The following is a 20072-nucleotide window of genomic DNA, read 5'->3' on the forward strand; positions in this document are numbered from 1 at the left end:
TTATCAAATAAAGTATGCTTCTCTCTATATTATAAGTAAATGTAAGTGGTTTTGCAATACCTCGTATGTCCCTTTTCACTTAGTAACGATAAGCAACTCCAAAAGGCAGAAAATAGCAACAGTTTTTATGAGCCTTGATATGATTTGTTGACTTGCCACAATTCGAACCATTAACCCTTTCATAGAGGCCTCTTGTTATAGATATGTGAATTTGTTTTCATCGAATTCAGATCTCGCCGAAGACGAGACTTCATATATTAGTAATTTCAAACCTTTAGTAAGATAATCTTATTGGGCAAATATTATTCTTCAGGCTGACTCCTATCAGTATCATCTTTCTCTACTTTTTTTCTTTTTTTCAAGTATATTAAGATAGAATACAGTATGATCAGTACTACTATTGAACCTCTTAATTTCATGATTTGATTGCAAAACCATAATAAACTAATTTTAATATAATTTATAATCTTATCCTTTATCGGTTCCTTTACTACTTTTTCCTTTTCTCTTTTAATTTTAATATTATCTAATTCGTTCCACATGTCTCTCATATCATTTTTGTCAAGGTTTTTAATTTCATCAACTATTTCGCCTATGTTTTCTTCATCAATATCTTCTTCCGCTACTACTGTCTCATTTTTGCGTTTTGTATGTTGTTCCGTGAGTTCAGCTCCATCAGATTTTGTATATCCAGCTATATTGGGCTCAGACTCATACGAGTTATTGATGAACTCAGACGTCCGCAAAGAAGAGCTTGCAAAAGATGTAGAAGAAAATGAAGAGAAAATTATAAGTAGAGTTAATACATTTTTTAATAGAATTTTTTTAATATTTTTTTCTTTTAACATATCCGATTTTACCTCTTTTTTATCTTTATATTTATTATGCGGTACTTCTAAAATTAAGATGATTAAAAATACTCTTTTCTAAACTATTTTGTTATCAAAGAACACGTGTGGGCTGTCTTTGTTTCCATAGTTAGATGCAATTTTGATAACTATATCCCTTGCTCGCTATCTTGATCGGTACTTGTACCTTGTCTTGACTTAAAAATATAGACAGTGTATATTAGCTCGTTCTTTGTCTTTTTCATAGCCAAAATCTTATTATCCACTTTTCATTAAAGTTAATCCAAATTTATTACTAAATGAACTTGCTATATGATAATGACCTATTGAATCACTTTCAAATAAAAAAGGACCGGCGAAGGTCCTTTTTAGAAAAGTATACATTTAGATCATCATAATACTGTCTTTATATGATTACATTCAATAAGACTCATGCTACTTATTCCTTTTTACAGCTTTGGTATTTTTACAGAAATAATCCCAATATCAGTAGTAAACTCTTCCTCTCCAGACCAGCCATTTGCAATATCTTTAAATAATATCAATTGCTGTTGTTTACTTAGATATTTTTCAGCTTCTTCTTGTGTCATTTCATGACCATTATTATAATATTTCTCATACACGGACAATTTGATTTTCTCCTACTCTTTCATAATATTAGCCATTTTACATAGCTATTGACATTTGCTAAAATTCAATCTGGCAATCTCCTGCTTTTATTACCTCTTTCAAAATATAATTTCGCACAAAGTTACTTTCTTTATCTGCAAGCTTTCCATATATCTCCAGAGGTAATAAATATTTAAATGCAATTGCCTTTGTATGACCATCTTCATCATCATAATCCATAACATCTTGGATTTTTATCTCATCTCTGTCAATAACATTTGGATCAGCCTTTAACTTTATAAGCAATTTATCTAAATCATACCAACTGTTATTAATATATCCGGTTACCTCATCAAATTCGATAGTAATTGCCGGGATCCAACCATTCTTTTTTACATTTGCCGCTTCGGTGTTTATACATTTTTCATTCATGTTTCATTCCTCCAATTATCTTTTTCAATAAAAGTATGGTGGATATTTAAATAGAATAATAACACCTCATATAAAAAAGGACCTAATTGGTCCTTTATCTTCCTCTTTGCTAGTGGTTTAGTGATTTGCCCTGCCTCCAACTCTAATAGTACCAGATTCTTCTGCCTTTAGCATAGACTGACTTCGTAATTTTGCCTGGCTTCTTATATATTCTTCTTCCTTCAAAATTCTCTCTTCTTCAATTTCTTGTTCCTGCCTTATTTCATCCTCTAATTTCTTTAAATATTCATTTGTTTCCCTATTCATTTGTTCCATATCAACGTAGTTGTTTTCATGAAATCTGCAGCTATTTGTATTAAACACAAAATCCAACGTATCTGCAGCCTTCCCTGGTTCACTGGAGCATAGGTTGAAATTAATAGGAAATGCCAACTCCAAAAATACCGGTTCTGGATCTGATAATTCTTTATAATCAATTATTCCTGGTAACTCTGTAGAAGGAGGATTCACTTCTGATAAACCAACCTTAGAATCATTCGCTCCTTTTAGCTCAGTCGTTGAATCATTCACTCCTGTCAGGCCAGTCGTTGGCATAATAATTAGTTCTAACATTGTATCGGTATCAATTGTTATATCGGTATCAATATCGACATTTGCTGTAGACATCAATTTTCTATATTCTTCCAACATACTCCAGGCAGCATTTAATTCACTGCTATACGGATTGTTGAATTTTAATCTTGCCTCAATGTAGCCATTTTCATCACAACCATCTACAAAGCAATCCAAATATATTTCAGTCGTGATTAAAGTCAGTATTTGTTTTATGTTACTAACGATTTCATTATCATCTGTTTCTGTTAGTTCTACCAGGCACAAAGACGCCGTGCTTTTAGGTAAATTTTTCTTATCAACTCCACTTGCTATTTTTATAAAATCAATTAATTCCATACGTACCTCCTAAATATTTGTTTCTGTAATTATTATGTGGAAATGCGATATGAAAAAGTAGGACATATATTAATTTTGTGATATAATATGGGTAATAATGTATGGGAGGGCTGTTTATGAAAAAAATATTGTTTTTCAATCTTGACTTATTAAAGCGAACATTTGAAGGAAATGAAAATACACAGAATAGAGATACCTTTTTAGACTATGCTAACCAATTATGTCTTTCAGATAATAATTCCGTATTATTTATTAGTCATGACCAGAACCTTTTGAATACAGCCAAGGAACACTTTTCTTCTAACGGCTATCTCCATTTTGTATATAGAACCAGAACTGCAGCAAAAGAATTTATTCAAAAGAACAAAGAACGAAACAACTATTTTGTCTTTATTAGCGGAAAAGATGTTGATTTTTGGACCGCAGTCAATACGAGATCGTTATTTATTGTTCCAACATGGATTCCGAACGAAGAAAAAGCAGCTTATTATGGAGTAAAAGTAGATACACCCAGACAGCTATTTAAATTTATAAAAACGTTAAATAATCAAAACAATTGGTTTGCAAAATTAGAGATAGAGCCTAATATAACCTGTATATCATTAATGGACGCACGACATGGTTACTATGCGAAAAATCCGGAAGAAAAAGAAATGCTTTTGCATTTCGAGAATTTATTAAAGAAAAAACAAAGCAGAAATTATTATGAAATTTTATTGTACCATTTCTTAGCAGGTATGACGAACACAACATTATTTGATGATATTGAATTATTTGGGATGATTCCTTCTTCTGATTGTTCTCTAAATCAAGATATTTTTCGTTTTATGACTCAGGTTCGATACATAAAAAAGAAATCGCTTCCAAAAAAGGGTACTATGAAATCTGAAAACATGTTCCTTCGTCATACTCCCAAAGTAAAAGCACATGAAAAATACCAAGGCTATCAGCGAATAAATATGGGATCCGTTGATGAATTTTCAACTATATGCATCAATCCGGAATTTAAGGATAAAATAAATCAGCTAAGAAGGATCAACAAATTTAATGTTTGTGTTTTCGATGATTATATGACTCATGGAAACTCATTTAATGCGGTAAGAAATTTACTAGAATCTATTGGTGTAAATAAAATTATCTTCGTATCGCTTGGTTCTTTTGCAAAACCATTTCAAAAGAGAGATTATGCGTTTATAGGAGACATATACGAACCCGGTTATACCTACATCCTAGAAAATTCTAAAGTGCTAGATAACATAGCTTATAACGATACCGCTAAAGATGAGGTTGCAGAGTTATACGAAATCTTCAATTCACCAAACTAGTAAAGGATGTATCAAGTGGAGAGATATATAATTGCCTTAATAGAATTAGGAATAAAGAATGAAACCATTATAAATATAATAAAAAATTGCTCTTCTGATGATATTGCAGGCCTATTTGAAGGCAAAACGCCTAGTGTCTTTTTAAATATTATGGACCTATTGGTTTGTATAGAATATTTCAAAAAGAAAGAGGAAGTCTCAGAGGCGTTAAAAAATGCTGACGATATTCTTGCTAAAAACAAGGAACATAATATTAAGATAGCTATTTTTTCGCAAATCAACTATCCTGCAAACCTGTACAAAACAATAAATCCACCTGCCGTTTTATATTATAAAGGCGCTGACCCTAGCAATGACTTTGATAAGGCTTTTGCCTGCGTTGGAACAAGAAAACCTACATCATTCGCCTTCAATGCAATCAATTATTTAGTTCCGCAATGGGTCAACGAAGGCATTACCATTATTTCCGGTCTTGCCTCTGGTGTGGACCGTCTATCACATATTGCCTGTTTAGAAGCTGGAGGAAAAACAATAGCTGTTTTAGCCCAGGGTCTTGATAAGCCGGTTTATCCAAAGGAAAATAGAAATCTAGCTGAAAGAATACTAAATGAAGGCGGAATACTAATATCCCAATACCCGGTTGGAACGCGCGCAGAAAAATACAGGTTCATTGACAGAAACCGTATTCTGGTAGGATTAGCAAAAGCAACCATTGTGTTTGAATGCGAAGTCAAAAGCGGTTCTATGCACTCGGCTGATTTCTCCAAAGAATTAGGAATACCTATATTTACACCTGATCCCGGTATTTCAACTGCCACAGATCAAAGCGGAAACCGATATTTACTAGAAAATAACTTGGCGTCTTCTATTCCGGATGGTACTCGTTATGAAGTACCAATTATTAAAACTGGATACGAAATTGTAAGTTCTAAAATGAATAATAACTCAATAAAAAACATGTATTTGAAATCTTTATTATATAACTCAGAAGATTTAAATATATTAAAAAAGACGCTCAGTGCTTTAAATCAAGATTTAACGCAAACTACTCTGTCATATACCTTCCTGGGAGAATATATATCAGATGGTATACTCAAAATTAATGATGTTATTAAGATTCTTGTTGATGCACTTTCACAACGTGATCTTGAATAAGTAGTAATAATATTAAGAAAATGAGCAGCTGTTTTTCCCACAACTGCTCATTAATCTTATATAGCCTTTTTTAATACTGGATAAGAATTTTAATACTCTCTTACTTGATCCTTTAAATCATCAGGCTTTGTCGTCATTACCTTATAGAGTTTATTGTTTGTTGGGAATTTGTCAACAAATGGAACGATTGATTTACCCGTATATATTAACCCTTGACCAGGATCTGAATTTGTTATGTAACTTAACTGTGTTGGACTTATATTCAGCATCTGAGCAAGCTGCATTTTATCAATAGGAGACTGATTAAGCATTAGAATAAAGTCACAGTTGTTTAGAATTGCACAAGCCTGCGGCGATGCTAATAAATCTCCCACATTTTGTGTGATACCCGTCGGAATTCCTTGCCATTTTCTTGCTCTTTTGTATACCTGCTGTAAAAAGGCTGCTGAAGATGCAGTTTGTGTTAATAAATAAAATTCATCTAAATAAAACCAGGTCCAACGTCCAATCTTTTTATTTTCTATGATCTGGTTCCATACAGAGTTAAGACAAACCTGTAATCCCATCTCCTTCATTCCTTCGCCAATATCTTTAATGTCATACACTACAAAGCGGTTGTTCCTCTGTACATTTGTTCTATGTGCAAAAGTATCCAGAGAACCAATACAGAAACGTTCCAATGATAAAGCCAAAGACTGAGCTTCATATTCCGGTTGGCTAAGTAACATTTCATAGAAATCTTTTAATGTGGGTGAAGCTGTAATATCACAAGTAATGTCTGGATTCTGTTTTTGAATTTCCTGCATATGCTTTAGATATGGCTGATATAGAATTCTGACGCAACGGTCAACAATAGATTTCTGATTTGCGTTTAATGCCCTCTTGTCTCCAGACATTGTTTCACATAAACCACCAATGAAATCACATTTCATAGCAATAGGATCTGACTTTCCATCATCACTACCATAATTAACATCCATATCCATTGGATTTAAATATGTACTTCCACCAGCAGCAATTCGAATAACAGAACCGCCAAGTAATTCGGCTAATGGCAGATATTCACGCTCAGGATCAATGATATAGATATCATCATCTGTATTTAAAATAACATTAACCATTTCTCTTTTAGCTGTAAATGACTTACCAGAACCCGGTGTTCCAAGAATGACTCCATTTGCATTTTTAGAATTCTTCCGGTTAAACAGAATTAAATTTTTTGATACTGCATTCAGTCCATAATACATTCCGTTGTTCTGAGATAGTTCTTGAGAAGAAAATGGAATAAATATAGCAGCGGATTCGGTTGTTAATAATCTATCCGTGAAGACATCACATCTGCCTAATGGTAAAGAAGTAGATAGTCCTTTTTCCTGTTGGAAATTCAGGCATTTAATTTGACACATATATTTGCCCATAATTGTTTTTAATTGCTCAAGATTTTTATCGATCTCATCCTTTGTATCCGCTAAAAGGGTGATTACAAAGGTTGCAAGAATTAAGCTTTGGTTTCTTGATGTTATATCATCCATTAATTCCTGGGCTTCTCTTTGTGCTTTTAACAATTCTGGAGAAATCAGGCTTGGATCGTAACCAGATTTCACGGCTCTTTTTTGAGCATCTATCACATTAGAATTAATGTTGATAAGCTGGTTCTTCAAAAGAGTCATTGCCTTATCTGGCCTTAGTTTCTTAAAGATGATGCTCATTAACATATTGGCATTTAATTCTGTAATTTCTGTTAAAATGTTTGCATTAATCCATGTTGGAAGATTATCAATAAACAATGTTTTTGCATATTTATCTCCAATCATGCAATAATCTCGTTCAAATGAGAACGAGGATGGTCCAATCAGATCTTTCGTCGTTACTCCCTGTTTAATCATCCAAGAGAAATTAAAACTCTCCACTGTCTTATCTGCAACTTTCATCTTTCTGTAAAATTCGTTACCAGCATTTCCATCACCATAAATATCTGCTAAAACTTCTAATCGTTCAGTTGCTGTCATCGGGAGCGTTTCCACATTATTAATTCTCTTTATTGCCGCATTTACTTCCGTATCTAATTTTGAAAACCTAGTAAATGCATCCTCTACTTCTTTTGCTTGAATGGTTATTGTTATATACTTTTCTTTTACAATGTTATTGCGGCCTTCTTTCATTTTATCCCTCAACATTGTATTGTACTCTTCACGGTACTCATTCAAATTATCTCTTTTAAACGGAATTAATATTTTTTCTTTTACATGATCTTCATCAATATTTCTATTAAAGATGGTTAATTGAATTCTAATATCTGAATCAAATGTATTAAGAAAGTCGACATATCGTTCAAACATATTTCTTTGTTCTTCGTCTGTCGCAACTTTAAAATTAACATCTTCAATTTTATAAGACTTTGTGAAAATCCCAGGATCTATCTCAATAATTCCATTCTGATATACTGCAATATAAGGAATTGTGTCCTGTACTGTTTTGGGAATATTAATCTTATTAAAATTTTTCCCAACCTTACTATTCTTACTTTTGTTATTACTTTTTGATTGTTTTTTTTCTAACTCATCTGTTTCCTGAAATCCATCAAAACCTAAATCTCTCTGAATTTTAGTTTTTTTATTTTTAAGCATATATACCTCCCAAAGTTTTAATCAACATTATTATGAAATTTGATTATCTAAAATCAGGAGTATTCAGACAAAAAAAGAACCGGTTATTGAAAACCAGTCCTATCGCTATTTATAACTTAAAAATTTATTATTTTCCTTTACAAGTTTTGCTTCCATTTTTAATCTCTTTTTATATTCCGATTGATTCATCGGTTTTAAATCATTTGCAATCTCAGCAAATCTATTTCTTGTTTTATACTTTCGATTACGCGGAGATAGAATCGTGCTGACAAATGCACTTTTAAAAAATTTTTCAAATGGCATACCATACGGTTTATACCAACCCATAACAATAAAAGGAGATGCAAAAACAGAACAAATCATTAATACAGTTTCTGATCCCATAGAATGTCCTATCATTTTATAAATGCCATATGATAAAGCAGATCCTCCAAGAAAACAAATTAATTGTCTTGTTGTAAACGGACCAACAAGTTTTGCGTCATATTTTCTAACATCTTTTGGTATAGGTGCTTCTAACATAATCTCCCTCCTTTACGCTCCAACAACTTCATAAGCAATTGATTTTGATGTACCCATCAATCCTACCATAGCAGCCATAACTCCAAGATATTTTCCCAAAAACATAATATCAGTTACACTGAATTCTTTTGAAAACATACTATCACCGGCTAAAAGAGCTGATGCGACTGATATAACAGCCAACATTAAAGCTCCTTGGAGTGATATCCCAAGCATCCTTTTTAAATACCTGATTCCTGAAGAGTGTACTCCACCAGATACAACATCTGCACAACCGAGTGGTGCCATCACAGCTCTTAATGTCATTTCTATCAAACGACTATAAGACATAAAGTAAACGGCAATCCGCAAAAGGAAAGAAACAAGTAATGGTAATAATAAAATTGCCATGGCTGAAATCTGTTGGCCAAAACTCATTTTTTCTACAGCCTCTTTCATTCCGTTTGCACCAATGGTGGTAGTAATTAGACCAGATTGGATATCTACCATAAATTTACTACCAATACTCATAAAAACAAGGGACCAATCTGTTGCATTACTAATAATGATCTGTCCAAAAACAAATTTCATCAATAATTTAACAAACTGCTCTGCATTAAACGAGTCAGCTGTCATTTTATCCATCATCTCCAATAAAAGATGCATACAAAGCATCACAGCTGCTATAGGAAGAACGATATTTGCAACACTTTCTATCAGCTTCCTTACTCCATTAATATCCAATGGGTTTTGGTTAATTGAGGAAACACAATCAGATATAAACTCATTTCCAAAAATCATTTCAAGCATTTTTATTAAGCCATCATCAAACATATATTTTGTTCCCTCCTTTTATATGTGAACTCCTAAGCTCGTTAATATAGTGCTAATAGTTACACAAAAAACTCCTCCAAGAAGAATCATTACACCTCTTGATTTCGCTTCTGGATTATCATCTTTGAATGCTAAAATTAATTGGCCAATGCCGAAAGCAATTAAAACCAGTCCAGCATGTGAGACCAGATTCATAAGTCCATTCTCTCCAGCTAGAAAATCTTTAAATTCATCTGCAGCACCGCCTTCTCCATTTCCGGCGTTCATTGATTGTGTTTCTGCAACCATACCTAAATTTCCTTCAGTTGCCTCGGTTGCATATGTTTTTATTATGAATAAATAATTTGTACATATTGTGATTAAAAGGGCGTAATAAAAAGAAACGGATCTCTTAATTTTATTCATTTTATTGTGCCTCCTCTTTGAAACAAAAGCCTTTGGTTACCCAAAGGCATTCTCTTCTTGTTGTCTTCATTATTTTAATTAAAAACTAAAATCAACAACACTCTCTCCAGTAATTGCTGCATAGATTAATTTTACTGAGCATAATAACACAGATACTACCAATACCTGCATGGCTCTTGATTTTGAGTCAGCATCCTCATTTTTGAAAGCTAATACTAATTGGCCAATGGCCCAAACTAATAATATTGCTCCAATTAAACTAAAAATTGTACACACCATACTTACCAGTTTATTAACCATCTCAACTGGATTAACATTTTCTGGTACAGCAAATACGCTCAACGGAGTTAATGCAAAAAATCCGGCTCCAATCAATGCTTTTTGTCCAGCTAATACAAACTTATTTGTTACGGTTAAGTCTTTAAGTTTTGACAGCGCATGTCGACTCATTCCGGAACCAGCCAAACATAATTTATTCTTTACTTCTCTTACCATGGTTTAAGTCTCCTTTTCTTTATTTATCAGCAAAGTCCAGAAGCTTTTGCTATGAAAATTAATGATTGTAAAAATAATGCAGTTCCAAACACTTTTAAAGAATTTAATTTCATTGCTCCATCTTCACTTTTAAAGGCATAAATAAACATACCTATTGCTATTGCAAATATTGGCCAAGAAACATAGCCTAAAAAAATCAATATTGCTTCTAACATGATCTGATCAAACCTCTTGTTCTGTGCCGCATATGCTCTTATTGGAGTCAAAAACGCAAAAACAAACATAATTTTACTCATAACTTTTTTCATAACTTTTGCCTCCTCAATTTAAATATGTAATATTGATTTTGCAAATCAAGGTGTTTTTAATGTTTTAAACGTTAATAAAAAAATAGATAGTGAGTAATCACTATCTAGCTGCCATCATTAATCAACATTATAATTAAAATCTATATCACCAGTTTCACTATCAATAGTTTCATTAACAATAACTTCTCCTTTTTTTAAGACAATCCGACTAACAGCATCTTTAACTGAATGAATTTCATTTTCGTTAAATACTTCTTTTAATGTTTTCTGCGGTCCAATATATTCTAATGCTCCAGGGACATCTCCATTTATATTTTTTTTCTCGCTACCAAGTTTTGCACCATAATTTAATATCTCACTCTTACAAAAATATTTTTCACCCTTTGGAGAATCACCGCTTTCATTAAAATTAGGATGCTTTGTTAAATCATACTTTTTACCATAAAATGGATTCATACCATTTATAATTAAAATACATTCATCCTTTGGCATTTTTGACATTTCATTTGGATCTAAAAGATTTCGTCCTGTTGGATTCCAACTTTGTCCAGAACCTCCACCTTTAGCGCTCCGGTTTCGGCTTCGTCCTCTGTTCGTAATTGTTGCTTTTCCTAACAATTTTGATATGTATTCTAGTGTCGAATATTCCTGGCCTCCAAGAAATAAGAAACTATCACAGTTACCAACAATTGACTCCCAGTCATCCTTATACATGGTTTTAATTTGGGCCAGATTCTGTAGAATAATAGTACAACTTATTTCATACTTCCTCATGGTCGCCAGTTTTTTTGTAAATTCCGGAATCTGACCGATATTAGCAAACTCGTCTAACAAAAATCGAACTGGATAAGGTAATCTAATTGAACCTTTAATTATTTTAGATTTTTCTAATCGTTCTTTAAATAGATTTGCTTCTTGCTCTGAATTAAATAATCTTTCAAAGTTTTTGGACTTTAATAAATATTTTCCTTTAGCAGTTTTTCTTATATACGAACGCTTTAGCGATTCAAGTAATCTTCTAGCATCTCTTTGTGTATATTTGTCACCCTTTTCATTCTTTCTAGCAATTGCTAGAATGTCATTTCCTTCTTTTATGTAATATTCATATGGGCACTCGTTTTCTGCGTGGTAATATAAAGTTTCAAATAGCTGTGAATACATCATAGATACTAAAAAATTGTAAGTATCATCAGCTGCAGGGATAACAACGAATAATGCTGTCTTTTCATCTCCTATTGATTTTAAATCTAAATCATCATTCATTGTTAAATTTTCAATTTCTTTTAAATTAAATACAGTCAAACGGACAGCACAGGAAATTAAGATAGATTTAAGTGTCTTACCGGCACCCATCTTAAATGTCTTATACTGTTTTACTGCAATACTATTCGGATCTGTAGCCTCAAGTTTGGCAAATAACCTATCAAGCGCGGACTGGGCATTTGGATCATTTTCGTTTACCTCAGCTGCTTGTAATAATTTCATAACGTTAGTAAAGTTCTTATCATTATCCGGAATGTTTTTATTATCTTTTAAGTAGAATACCAGTGCCTGTAAAAGAGCTGTTTCTGATTTTTCCCAGAATGGATCTCCGCCTTTTTGTCCATTATTTGTATTTTTTATGAGACAGTTGATCATCATTAAAACACCAAGGTCATCCCTTATATATTTAAATGGATTATAAGAATTTGAATGCAACATATCTACTAAATTGAAAACCTTAATTCGGTATCCATGTTTCTCCAGCATTTTACCTTCATTTTCCAAAATTTCGCCTGCCGGGTCTGTAATAACGAAACTACAATTTGCCTGTAAAACATTCGGCTTAATCATGAAACGTGTTTTTCCAGAACCTGATCCACCAACAACAAGCACATTATTATTTCGCATGGTTTTATGGGAATTCATATTAAGAGCTATGTCCTGAGTCAAAAGAATATTATTGAATGGATTTTTCAAGTCTGTATATTTCTTTTTAAACTTCTTTACATTTTCATACCAAGCAGCAGAGCCTGCAGGATCCTTAATTGTTTTTGCATTTACTTCACTTTGCACTTTTATCCATAAAATAACAAATGCAAATATTGCCAAATAATACATCAAACAAATAATTGTGCTGCTGTTAATCGTAAAATTCATAGGATTTGATATAAGTGATATGATTCCGTTTATAGCCGCAGAAATGATGTTAGGGTTTTCTGAATAAGATGCACCTGAATGTAGAGCTAAAAAAATTGTAAATAGTACACCAATAACTAATGAAAATATAATCGTGAATAAATCTTGTTTTTTTGGTTTCATACTAATCTCCTTTCTATTTTTCTGAAATTAGTATGATTTTTACCTAGAAGAAAACTATGAACTACTGAGTATCGATGATATACCGTACTAAGATTATTAAGATTGACTAAACCAATTTTTTTCGAAAAATAAAAAGGGCCTTATGCCCTCTCTTATTGATTTCTATCATCTATTCCATCTTTGTTTCTATCCCAATAATCGTCCGGCAACTCTTCATAATGATTTGCCTCAAATCCAAATCTATTATTATGTTGATTTTGTTTGTCTCTACCTTTATCCTCCATTACTTCATATCTTGCTTCATCAATGGCTTTATTTAAATAACTTGGATCTTTCACATTTTCAAATTCATAATCCTGTTTTACATTTTCTAATGCATCGCTAATTATTTTCTTTTCAATAATTCCATTTAAATTGTCATATATTAGATCATCAACTATTTCAGGGAAAACTGCATCATCAGCTAAGTCTAGTTCATCATATCTGGTTGGATTAAGCAAAAAACTATCTTTATTTGAACTAATTACGTTTATTATTTGTTCACTATCATGCTGAATGCTAATTAACTCTTTATATAAAGAAGACATTTTTTCCTCTCCTATATTTGTAAATTCTAAATCTGTATTTCTGTACTGTTTATTTTTTCCATTACGTTTTTTCTGTTCAAATTCATTTTGATTTAAAATAAGTAATGTTTTATTATCAGAACTCATATTTAATTTAGCAAAATAATCTATTTCCTGTTCTGAACATTTCAAATCAATGATTCTATTACATCGATTTGTATGGATATTGACTGAGGCTCCAACTTTTATATAATTATTGAAATCCAATTCGTAAGAATAATCCATTCCATCTTGAACAATTTTTGCTGGAATAAGATAATTAATATCTTTCAAATCATTTATTTTATTTAGAATTTTTTCTTTCATTAATTCATCAGTACTTAATTTGGAAATTTCATCAATTAGCCGAAATCTTGATTCTTTTGATACAGCACTATCCTTTAATAATTTAATAAGCATATTTTTATTATCTGAGTCTGGATCAAATCTTTCAATAAAAGAATATATATTTGAGATACTTCTTCTTTCTCTTTTAATATCTTCAAGATTTAATACTTTATGAATAACTGATTTTCTATATTCCAACCTTCGATTGTAAAATTCTCCGTGCTCATTTAAGTTTTTTGCATTATCAAGAATTTGCTGTTTGACTAATAATCCTTTTATAATATTTGGAATTGAATACGGACCAGATTCAGTTACTTTTCCATCAGGTGTTCTGATTTTTCGCTCTGTCGTTGATTCTAAAAAGCCTACATCTACTAAAGAAATTCCATTCCAATCATAGTGCCTTGGAAATAATGTTATCATATTTAACGGATACTTTAACTTTGATACATCTGATAAAAATTCATCATATTTTTCCTGAGTTAATCCTTTTACTTCTCTCATCGGATTATCAAATAACTTTCCAACAAATTCATCTGATCTGCTGCGATCCATTTCTTTTAATAAACCAGTTCTAGCAAATGCCTCTGAAACAATTAAATCAATTTTTTCCTTCTGGCACTCAAAATAAAGAAGTATATTTTTACTTGGTTCATCATCAGGATTCATATGTACAATTTTGGCTGCAATTTCATTTTCCCTATCTAATATTTTTGTTACTATGGGAATTAGTTCAGGTGAAATATCCCTTCCCACCATTTTATCTTCTTTTGTGTGATTAGGATCTTTGTTTATAGTCATAAACATTCTTGCGAATTCTTGTGTATCTTTGTTATTTAAAAGGCCATCTAACAGCCTTGTAGCTGCATTTAATGCCAGGCCTAAGCTATTTGCAATTACCTGATAAGCTTCTGCCATGGCTGCTGTATCTTTTGATATATCTGCCAATTGTTTTCCCTCCTTTACCTTGTCAGTTCTTCATGGTCAGCAATTGACCTATGAGCTTCAAGTTCTGTTCGTACATTGTTTATTAGTTCACTCACTTTATCGTGCGAATCATATACTGCGGCCATTGAATATGCTTGCTCTATATCACTCAATAGTTCCATCTCTCTTGTTTCTAATTTTTCATCCGCTTCCAACCAATCTGTAAAATCCTCATCTTCCCGCATTATTATTTCATGTACCGAAGCCACGATATAATTTTCTAAGTTTGTAAGATTTTGACCATTAAAATCATCCGACACTAAAAGAACTTGTTCTCGTTTTCTGTTTAGCATCTCAATTAAGGATTCTGAAAGTTGTTTATCTCTCATTTCTTCTGGCTCTGCATAAATCGGAATTGAATGCTCTTTATAAAATTGGAAATCTTTAGGTTCTATTATAATATCATTTTTGTATTGCTCAAATTCAGAAACAGTCATTGGAACTAATGTATGATTAAGTCCTATAAATTTGTTATGAATATAATCATTCAATTCATGAATATTTACTTCTGATCCATAATAATCCACTTCGTATGACGAGTCCATAAAAACGTTATATCCATCTTTCCCGATAATTGCCGGAACAAGATAATATGGTTCATCATTTTCGTAGTACATATCTATTATGTCTTGCATTAATTCTTGATTTCTTCTTTTGATTGATTCATACTGTTTTTCTTTTTCTGGTCTTTCAAGTATTGAACTAGCTAAAATAATGGAAGCTATTTTGGGTATTGAAAAAGGACCTGCAACTGATTTCATTGAGCCTTTTTTCATAATAATCGGTTCTGTTTTTGTGAAAAAACCTACATTTAGTTTTCCATTTTCTTCTTTTTTAGGGAATAGCGTAAATCTCATTTCATATGGCAACTTTTTAATATTTCTCTTCATTGCATCATATGTACTCTTTTTAACGCCTCTGACTTCAATCATTGGGTTTGTCTCTTTTAACGCCCTAGCAAAAATATCCGCATCATAACGGTCAATTTCATCTATAGAACCAGAGACAGCACAGGCCTCTAATAGAATCTGGTTAAATTCATTTATTTGACCAGATAGAATCAAAATATTTATTTTGTCATTTTTTCTATAGGTGTATCCATGATCTCCGCTAAAATCAATTGTAATAATACCAAGTTTTTCTCTTTTACAAATATTTATTAGACTTGGTAATGCTCTAATATCAATTGATTTAGATATTAATGTTGATGTTCTAAACTCTGGCTTTAGATATGCTTCGCATAATAAAGAAACTTGACTTTTAAAGTCGTTTTCTTCCAGCGCTTGATCTACAATTTCTCTAGCCGGCTCTGGATTTGATAATGACCGAATTATTAGTTTTGACAAGATGCTTTTTAAATCAGTATCATTTAATTTTGCCATTAATAATACCTCCTTTGATTATTTATAACTTTATTATGCTTTTTTATTGTATGGAAAAAATAAAAAAGAGGCTTAGCCTCTTTTTAAATGTTAATTAAAGATTCGTTAGTTACCAATTCCTTATTAATATAAATACTAATTTACATAATAAATAAGTGTTTTCAACTGTTTTCTTTCTCTAATTCTTCAAACCTTTTAACTATAATATTCCACTTACACTTCTTTTTACATTTTCGGCATTTATAAACAGATTTATCGTAGCAGTCGTATTTATGATAAGAAACACTATCACTAGGAATAAAAATTGCACCAATAATTAAAACAACCAAAACGAAAATCCATTGCCAACTCGTTAGCACTTTATTCATTCCTCCTCACATAAATCACATATTCTATTCGCTAATTACAATAGCCTCTTCTCCCTGATAACAGAAGTAAAAGTTAGTTATTACATTATTCCCTTGCTTAACGGTACCATTGTAGTCATTATAATTTTCCAAAACCTCAAATTCTTCTCCACACCAACTAATTCTACAACCGACTGGATATTTTAAATTATGTCCCATAGTGTATCTTCCCTTCCTTTAGAATCCAGATTTCATTTATATTCAACAAGCTCTTCAGCTAATGTTATATTTAATTAAACATGTAAAATTAAATAAATATTCTGCATCCCTTTTTTATTATTTTAATTTCAAAATAGAGAAAATTTCTGAAACCGCATCTGAAACATTTCCATTATTGTCAATAATGTAATCACAAAGCTCCACATTCTTCTTTTCGTCATCCAGGGAAACAATCCGATTAACAATATCCTCCTTTGTTGTTTCTCCATCAAGAACCCTCTGGATCATTGTATCAATTAATTTATTCCTGTCTCTTTTTATGTACATGATAACTGTCCGGTACTGCATTTTTAATGCCATTGCTCCAGATATATCAATTGCCATAATACAATGTTTTCCTTCTTTTAAGACCTGATTGATTCCAGATAACTCTGTTCCATATTTATTTCCAGCATATACTGTTGTTTCAGCAAATCTCATATCTTTTCTCATAGATTCAAACTCAGCATTTGAAATAAAGTGATAAGCTTTTTCTGATTCACCTTCTCTTCTTTTTCTTGTTGTTGCAGAAACAGGTTTCCTTATTTTATCATATCTAAGTAAAGAATTAACCAAGGTTGTCTTGCCAGAGCCACTCGGACCTACTATAGCAACAACTACTGGCTTAGTAAAACTTATCGCATTATCGACATAAGATTCTTTAATACAATCAATGATATTCAGAAATTCATCGTAATTGTTAATCGCTAATACTCCTGTGATATGCTCATTCCATGGTCTTCTAAAAAGTACTGGATACTTCGCATTTGATGCCAAGACATTATGCGCTCCATCATCTAAAGTAAAATCGACATTAATTACATCTTTCCGATAGGCTGGAATAATATTTTTGGGATTAATCTGTGGAAAATATTCTTTGATTTGTTTCATCCGGACTCCAATTGATTCTTCTTCAATGGCTGTTACAATAAAGATCTCTGCTTTTTTGCTTAGCTTTTTTACAAATTCCTGAGCTCCGGGATATGGTCGCTGTCTCTTATAAAATTCAGGATCTTTAAAATATGACAACAAACTCTCTGCCCTTGTCCCAGCTAAATTCCATGCCTTAATCTCATTAATATCTAATGGAGGATTGAATAGTCCTTCCTTATTTGCGAGATCACAAGCTAGTGATGCACACGGCATCAACACATCATCCACATCAAGTGCTACTGAATATCTATAATTTTTCATTTATTCTTCTCGCTTTCTTATTATCTTATCGTTTATCTAGAATATATTTTATAATATAATTCCTCTGCAATTTCTTCCATCGGTACATTAAACCCATTGCACACAATAACTTTTGATAGAATATTTTTAATTATTTCATTATTTTCGGAGAAATCTTCTGCATCAGATTTAATTCTTCGGCAAACTTCTTTATAATCTGGCTTTTCCTTTTTTTCTTCTCTTAATATCATATTTAAAATCCGCTGTTCTTCATTAGTTACTATCCAGATTGGAATGATGCTAGCCTGATCATTGAAATTTTCAACTACTTCCTGGTATTGAAAGGGATTAATAACAAGACAATAATTTTTTCCCTCTTCAATTTCTTCTTTCATTATTCCAAAACACCAGGTCCCATGATCTGTCTTGTAACAGGTTTTACTAATTATATTGGACTTGCGGAACTCATCTTCCGTAAAAAAATAATAGTCTTCTCCATTTTTTTCTCCAGGCCGTTTTGGCCTAGTAGTACATTCATGTAATGGAATAATTCCATATTTTTGAAGTTCTTTTTTTAGTGTACTTTTTCCAGCACCAGATTTTCCTAAAATACAATAGATATTTGACTTCACTTTTCTTAACCTCTCTTAATCATATTTTTAATATTATGGGAGGAAATGCAAATGAATAATTATAACTTATATTAATTAAAGAAACCAATTACATAATTTTAACACATACTAACAATAAGCCTAATGCAAGGACTTAATATAGTGCAAATCCTGTTTTACAGGAATCTTAAACTTGATATAGTCGAGTTTACAACGAAGCACTCATATACAAACAAAAAGGAGGCTCTCCAAATGGATAAGCAAGTATTATTGTACGAGTATGAACAAGTATTACTCGGAAACAAATCAGGGTTTGCACCCTATTATTTTAAGTACGAAGATGATACATCCCAAAACTATGCCTTATATATTATCAAATTTGCTGTGGAAACGTATCTAGGTTGGGATCCATGGGACTTTAAAAATCATTACACACAAGAAATATCAAAACAATTAAAGTTGGAACCACTCATGAAATATATAGAGTATCCTCCGGAATTAGATAAAACAAAGGACTATTATTACTTATCTGCATTGATTTATCCTAATATAATAAACATTGACATTAAAGAATTGGTTCTAAAAACTTATAAAGATGTGCTAGATGGAAAACTTTGTAAATTTCCAAAAGAATATCTTTCAGGGACTAAAGGTATGATGAGAGCCAGTATTTGCTTACAATACATGCTTTCTCAAAATTATACTTTTTCCAGTATTAAAGCAATGTATAAGTTCTTCTCAGAACCTGCCGGGTCAAGAGCTTTGAAGAAATTTCGTCTTAGTAATATATGCAATGAAATTTACGACCATCCCATAGACTATCTTCATGAATCTATTCCCAGGAATCAGCAAGATGAATATTGGTATCATTATTTTAGATTTAAAATTTACAACAACGCACAATTGAAACAATTAAAAAAATCGACAATAAAAAAAGACCTATAATGGTCTTTTTATTTTATATTTAGCCCTCTACATACAGATAATTTGCAGGCCTCATACATCGCTTTTATTTCAGTTTCTTCTGCCCTTGATAAAAATCCTTTCAGATTTGAATATCCATTATTTTTCAAGAACTGAGTAATTGTATTTTCCAACACCGGACTAAAATCATTAATAAAATTCCTTATAACATCACTGTTATCTGAATCCAGTGTTGCTAAATATCTTTTCATATATCGGGAACAATTAATAATTACCCACTTTTGAGACTTCTCATCTAAAGTGTTATAGGACAAATATTCTTTGACAAACATCTCTGGTGAAGTAATTGGCGGAACCCACCTAGAAGCCGCTTTTCCTTTGTTTGTATCCTCCTTGTCTTTTAAAGGTTCCGTAACTCCTATTCTATTGGATTCACCTTTCAACATTATTGAATTTTCTTCATCCGGAATTTTTGTGTCTTCAACCCTTGCCGGAATGACACCTTCCGGTTTTTCCTCTTTTTTCTTTATCCCAAAAATACTGGATACCAAATCAATTGCTTTTAGTTTTTCTTCATCTGAAGGGTTTTCCAAAACAATATAAAATCGAGTCTCATCATTAAGCAATTTAATATCCATACAATCTC

20 protein-coding genes and 2 pseudogenes are annotated in these 20072 nt (G+C 31.8%); 3 read left to right on the forward strand and 19 right to left on the reverse strand.

Annotated features, from left to right (window positions below):
• Positions 1-302: 302 nt before the first annotated feature.
• From CRO04_RS15800 to CRO04_RS15815, 4 genes are all read right to left on the reverse strand, one after another.
• Positions 303-848: a hypothetical protein gene (locus tag CRO04_RS15800; RefSeq protein WP_097005236.1), complete on the reverse strand. Its 546-nt coding sequence runs from the start codon at positions 846-848 to the stop codon at positions 303-305.
• A gap of 449 nt (positions 849-1297) precedes the next feature.
• Positions 1298-1477 (reverse strand): hypothetical protein, encoded by a 180-nt coding sequence (locus CRO04_RS15805; protein WP_097005237.1) that lies wholly within the window; start codon positions 1475-1477, stop codon positions 1298-1300.
• 58 nt (positions 1478-1535) lie between these two features.
• Positions 1536-1889, reverse strand: a complete 354-nt coding sequence (locus CRO04_RS15810; protein WP_097005238.1) for a hypothetical protein — start codon at positions 1887-1889, stop codon at positions 1536-1538.
• 117 nt (positions 1890-2006) lie between these two features.
• Positions 2007-2840 (reverse strand): hypothetical protein, encoded by an 834-nt coding sequence (locus CRO04_RS15815; RefSeq protein WP_097005239.1) that lies wholly within the window; start codon positions 2838-2840, stop codon positions 2007-2009.
• Between the two features lie 116 nt (positions 2841-2956).
• Here CRO04_RS15815 and CRO04_RS15820 point away from each other — a divergent pair, with 116 nt between their 5' ends.
• Complete coding sequence (locus CRO04_RS15820; RefSeq protein ID WP_097005240.1) at positions 2957-4165, forward strand: hypothetical protein; 1209 nt, start codon at positions 2957-2959, stop codon at positions 4163-4165.
• Between the two features lie 15 nt (positions 4166-4180).
• A complete protein-coding gene (locus tag CRO04_RS15825; RefSeq protein WP_166432585.1) occupies positions 4181-5320 on the forward strand; it encodes a DNA-processing protein DprA in 1140 nt (379 codons plus the stop codon).
• 89 nt (positions 5321-5409) lie between these two features.
• Here CRO04_RS15825 and CRO04_RS15830 read toward each other — a convergent pair whose 3' ends face one another.
• The 14 genes and pseudogenes from CRO04_RS15830 to CRO04_RS15885 form a co-directional block, all read right to left on the reverse strand.
• Complete coding sequence (locus CRO04_RS15830) at positions 5410-7947, reverse strand: VirB4-like conjugal transfer ATPase, CD1110 family (protein WP_097005242.1); 2538 nt, start codon at positions 7945-7947, stop codon at positions 5410-5412.
• Positions 7948-8052: 105 nt separating this feature from the next.
• Positions 8053-8469: a PrgI family protein gene (locus tag CRO04_RS15835; RefSeq protein WP_097005243.1), complete on the reverse strand. Its 417-nt coding sequence runs from the start codon at positions 8467-8469 to the stop codon at positions 8053-8055.
• Positions 8470-8481: 12 nt separating this feature from the next.
• Positions 8482-9282 carry a hypothetical protein gene (locus CRO04_RS15840; protein ID WP_097005244.1) on the reverse strand — a complete coding sequence of 267 codons (801 nt, stop codon included), beginning with the start codon at positions 9280-9282 and terminating at the stop codon, positions 8482-8484.
• 18 nt (positions 9283-9300) lie between these two features.
• Positions 9301-9687, reverse strand: coding sequence for a hypothetical protein (locus CRO04_RS15845; RefSeq protein ID WP_097005245.1), 387 nt, complete (start codon positions 9685-9687; stop codon positions 9301-9303).
• Positions 9688-9765: 78 nt separating this feature from the next.
• On the reverse strand, positions 9766-10182 hold the full coding sequence (locus CRO04_RS15850; RefSeq protein WP_097005246.1) for a hypothetical protein: 417 nt from the start codon (positions 10180-10182) through the stop codon (positions 9766-9768).
• A 26-nt stretch (positions 10183-10208) separates the two neighbouring features.
• Positions 10209-10490, reverse strand: a complete 282-nt coding sequence (locus CRO04_RS15855; protein WP_097005247.1) for a hypothetical protein — start codon at positions 10488-10490, stop codon at positions 10209-10211.
• Between the two features lie 117 nt (positions 10491-10607).
• Positions 10608-11354: pseudogene (locus tag CRO04_RS27480) on the reverse strand (type IV secretory system conjugative DNA transfer family protein); the annotation flags it as partial.
• A gap of 269 nt (positions 11355-11623) precedes the next feature.
• Positions 11624-12791 (reverse strand): annotated as a pseudogene (locus CRO04_RS27485) (VirD4-like conjugal transfer protein, CD1115 family); the annotation flags it as partial.
• 152 nt (positions 12792-12943) lie between these two features.
• Positions 12944-14692, reverse strand: a complete 1749-nt coding sequence (locus CRO04_RS15865; RefSeq protein WP_097005249.1) for a hypothetical protein — start codon at positions 14690-14692, stop codon at positions 12944-12946.
• A gap of 14 nt (positions 14693-14706) precedes the next feature.
• On the reverse strand, positions 14707-16113 hold the full coding sequence (locus CRO04_RS15870) for a hypothetical protein (protein WP_097005250.1): 1407 nt from the start codon (positions 16111-16113) through the stop codon (positions 14707-14709).
• A 161-nt stretch (positions 16114-16274) separates the two neighbouring features.
• On the reverse strand, positions 16275-16481 hold the full coding sequence (locus tag CRO04_RS15875; protein ID WP_097005251.1) for a hypothetical protein: 207 nt from the start codon (positions 16479-16481) through the stop codon (positions 16275-16277).
• 24 nt (positions 16482-16505) lie between these two features.
• Positions 16506-16679 carry a hypothetical protein gene (locus CRO04_RS26310; RefSeq protein WP_166432586.1) on the reverse strand — a complete coding sequence of 58 codons (174 nt, stop codon included), beginning with the start codon at positions 16677-16679 and terminating at the stop codon, positions 16506-16508.
• 117 nt (positions 16680-16796) lie between these two features.
• The gene (locus CRO04_RS15880) at positions 16797-17912 is read right to left on the reverse strand and encodes a 5' nucleotidase, NT5C type (RefSeq protein ID WP_097005252.1); all 1116 of its coding nucleotides are present in this window, start codon (positions 17910-17912) and stop codon (positions 16797-16799) included.
• 32 nt (positions 17913-17944) lie between these two features.
• Entirely contained in the window at positions 17945-18523 is a 579-nt protein-coding gene (locus CRO04_RS15885; protein WP_097005253.1) for a hypothetical protein, read from the reverse strand.
• Positions 18524-18754: 231 nt separating this feature from the next.
• On the opposite strand from CRO04_RS15885, the gene CRO04_RS15890 reads away from it, so the two are divergent.
• Positions 18755-19447 (forward strand): hypothetical protein, encoded by a 693-nt coding sequence (locus tag CRO04_RS15890; protein WP_097005254.1) that lies wholly within the window; start codon positions 18755-18757, stop codon positions 19445-19447.
• Between the two features lie 8 nt (positions 19448-19455).
• Here the strand turns inward: CRO04_RS15890 and CRO04_RS15895 are convergent, their stop codons facing one another.
• The gene (locus CRO04_RS15895) at positions 19456-20064 is read right to left on the reverse strand and encodes a hypothetical protein (RefSeq protein ID WP_097005255.1); all 609 of its coding nucleotides are present in this window, start codon (positions 20062-20064) and stop codon (positions 19456-19458) included.
• Between the last annotated feature and the right edge of the window lie 8 nt (positions 20065-20072).

It is taken from the genome of Lacrimispora amygdalina (assembly GCF_900205965.1).
GTDB classification, from domain to species: domain Bacteria; phylum Bacillota; class Clostridia; order Lachnospirales; family Lachnospiraceae; genus Lacrimispora; species Lacrimispora amygdalina_A.